Source organism: Streptococcus sp. 10F2 (assembly GCF_054331515.2).
In genome coordinates this window covers 1-2627 of sequence record NZ_JBTGGE020000093.1, presented here as the reverse complement: position 1 = coordinate 2627, position 2627 = coordinate 1, and the positions used below count along the sequence as shown (strand labels likewise).

At 38.8% G+C, this 2627-nt stretch carries 3 protein-coding genes; all 3 read right to left on the bottom strand.

Annotated elements, in window-relative coordinates; translation table 11 throughout:
* Nucleotides 1–265 precede the first annotated feature (265 nt).
* Entirely contained in the window at nt 266–1090 is an 825-nt protein-coding gene (locus tag ACXM1Q_RS09080; protein WP_458517781.1) for a Cof-type HAD-IIB family hydrolase, read from the bottom strand.
* Between the two features lie 124 nt (nt 1091–1214).
* The gene (locus ACXM1Q_RS09075; RefSeq protein WP_458517780.1) at nt 1215–2171 is read right to left on the bottom strand and encodes a glutathione S-transferase family protein; all 957 of its coding nucleotides are present in this window, start codon (nt 2169–2171) and stop codon (nt 1215–1217) included.
* A 63-nt stretch (nt 2172–2234) separates the two neighbouring features.
* A partial coding sequence (locus tag ACXM1Q_RS09070) for an IS30 family transposase (RefSeq protein WP_458517779.1) occupies nt 2235–2627 on the bottom strand: 393 nt, incomplete at its 5' end.

The window sequence follows — 2627 nt, the reverse complement described above, 5'->3', positions numbered from 1 at the left end:
CAAGAAATTTTTTCTACAATTCATAATCGCTCATGTCTACACAGATATTGGGGAATCAAAAATAGGGCAGCGTCCAAACGTTGCCCTATCAAAAACTATTCCCCATTTTTAGTTACTAGCATACTATTTCAGGATTAGACATTATAGAGTGTAAATCTAAAATGTCGCTTGAAATCTATGACTAAACAAGCATTCTTATATCCATTCATTGAATGACGAGCCATGATCGCTCCATAAGCACTAGCTCTATTTTCCAAACGAACTTCTAGTTCTGATTCGCAGGTAAAAGAATCTCTCGAATAGCTTGACCGACTCCATTTTCTGCATGAGATCCAGTTTGGAATTTAGCAACTTTTTTCACAGCCTCATTCGCATTACCCATGGCTACAGACCACCCCGCATAAGCTAACATTTCCAAATCATTATTGGCATCGCCAATTGCCATTACCTCAGCACTGGTAAATCCTAAATCTTGCACTAAATAGGAAAGACCTATTGCTTTATTCGTTCCTTTTGGTAAACACTCATAAATATAATCTTGAGATCTTACTACTTCAAAGTGCTCTGCCAATTTCGATCCATAATCCGCTTCAAATTGATCGAGTGCTTCTTTTTCATCTAAGTACATAGCTTGAAAAATCTTTTCCTGACTCGTTAACAGATCCTCTAGCTCGACACGCTTAGGTTCAGCAAAAACCAAACCAGCATCCATCGTTACCAAGTCTCCAGCATCTTCCCCGACTACTAGATAATCACGCTCATCAAACACCGTCAATTGAGCTGTTGATTCTTGTGAGATACTATCCAACAACAGCAATTCTTCCTCTGACAAACCAGACCAAGAATGAATCGATAAATCCTTTGTCCGATAAATCGTCGCACCATTGTTAATGATAATATAGGCGTCTTTCCCAATCCAATCTAGCACTTGTAGATAAGGAAGAACTCCAGACAAAGGACGTCCTGTACAGATTACCGGTACAACACCAGATTTTATAGCTGTTTCCAAATCCGTAAGCGTCTTTTGCTTCAACTTCTTATTTTCGTCTAGCAAAGTTCCATCCATATCAACCGCAAGCAATTTTATCATCTGTATCTCCTTTAACGTATCAGCACCAGGAAACGGGCTCCTCAATTTTCATTTTCTTCATTATATCAAAATAGTGCCGAAACTGTAGCCATCTTAAAAACTTGGTTCTCTCCTAGCTTGATGACTAGAGGCTCCAGTCCAAGTTAGGTCCAACTGGTATAATCCCTGTTGGATTAATCGTTTTGTGGCTTCCATAATAGTGTTCTTTGATCTGGCTAAAATCAACAGTTTCTGAAATTCCTTGATAATGATACAGTCGCTTAGTATAATTCCAAAGATTCGGATAATCCACCAATGCTTTGAGATTACATTTAAAATGACCAAAATAAACAGCATCAAAACGGACTAATGTTGTGAATAATCGAATATCTGCTTCTGTCAAACGATTCCCAACCAAGTAATCTTGATTTTCCAAGTGAACTTCCAGTTTGTCTAAAGCCTTAAAAACATTGGCTACTTCTTCCTCGTAAACCTTTTGATTGGTTGAAAAACCGGCTTTATACACTCCATTGTTAATAGTAGGATAGATAAAATCGTTCATCTCATCAATGGCTTCTTGTAATTCTTGCGGATAATAATCTTCCTGATTTCCAGTCACGTCATTAAAGGCTGAATTAAACATCCGTATAATTTCGGATGATTCATTACTAACAATTGTCCTGGTTTTCTTATCCCACAAAACAGGAACCGTTACTCGGCCTGTATAGTGGGCATCTGCTTCTAGATAGACTTGGTAAAGATAGTCACTATGCAAAATACTATCTTCAATCACACCTGAACCTTCTGCGAAAGTCCAGCCGTTTTCCAACATAAAAGGATTCACAACAGACAACGAGATATGCTCTTCTAACCCTTTCAATTTTCGCATCACCAAGGTTCGACTCGCCCAAGGACAAGCAAGGGATACATAGAGATGGTAGCGACCTGACTCTGCTTTAAAACCTCCCTCACCAGTCGGACCAGGTTGACCATCTGGTGTTATCCAATTCCGAAACTGCGTAACGGTTCGCACAAATTTACCACTCGTGGATTTGGTATCATACCATTGGTCCACCCATTTTCCATCTACTAAAAGCCCCATCGCCTCTTCTCCTTTTTACTAATAATTAGTAATAGTATAACAAATATAAATTTCAAGTTGAAGTTAGCCACCGATAAGAAATTCCTTCGGTGACTTGTAGCCCAAGCATTTTTTAGGATAGTTGTTTATCCAATTTTCAATAAAGGCGACCTCTTTTGGGGTCGTTTCTTTGGTTCCTTTTGGTAACCATCTGCGTATGAGCCTATTCTGGTTTTCATTAGTACCTCTTTCCCAAGATGAATAAGGGTGTGCGTAATAGATATGTTCTTCTGGAAACACTTCTGATAATCGATAGAACTCGGTACCGTTATCCGTTGTAAGAGATAGGATGTTGTGCTCATTTAGAATTTGTTTGAGGGATTGGTTTACAGATTGAGCGGTTTTATCAGGAATTAATCTCATGATTTGATAACGACTACGACGATCCGTCAGGACCAACAAACAGTTATTCTTTTC

Coding starts and splice junctions, on each gene's coding strand:
- ACXM1Q_RS09075 (WP_458517780.1), bottom strand. CDS start 2,171: ATGGGGCTTTTAGTAGATGGAAAATGGGTGGACCAATGGTATGATACC.
- ACXM1Q_RS09080 (WP_458517781.1), bottom strand. CDS start 1,090: ATGATAAAATTGCTTGCGGTTGATATGGATGGAACTTTGCTAGACGAA.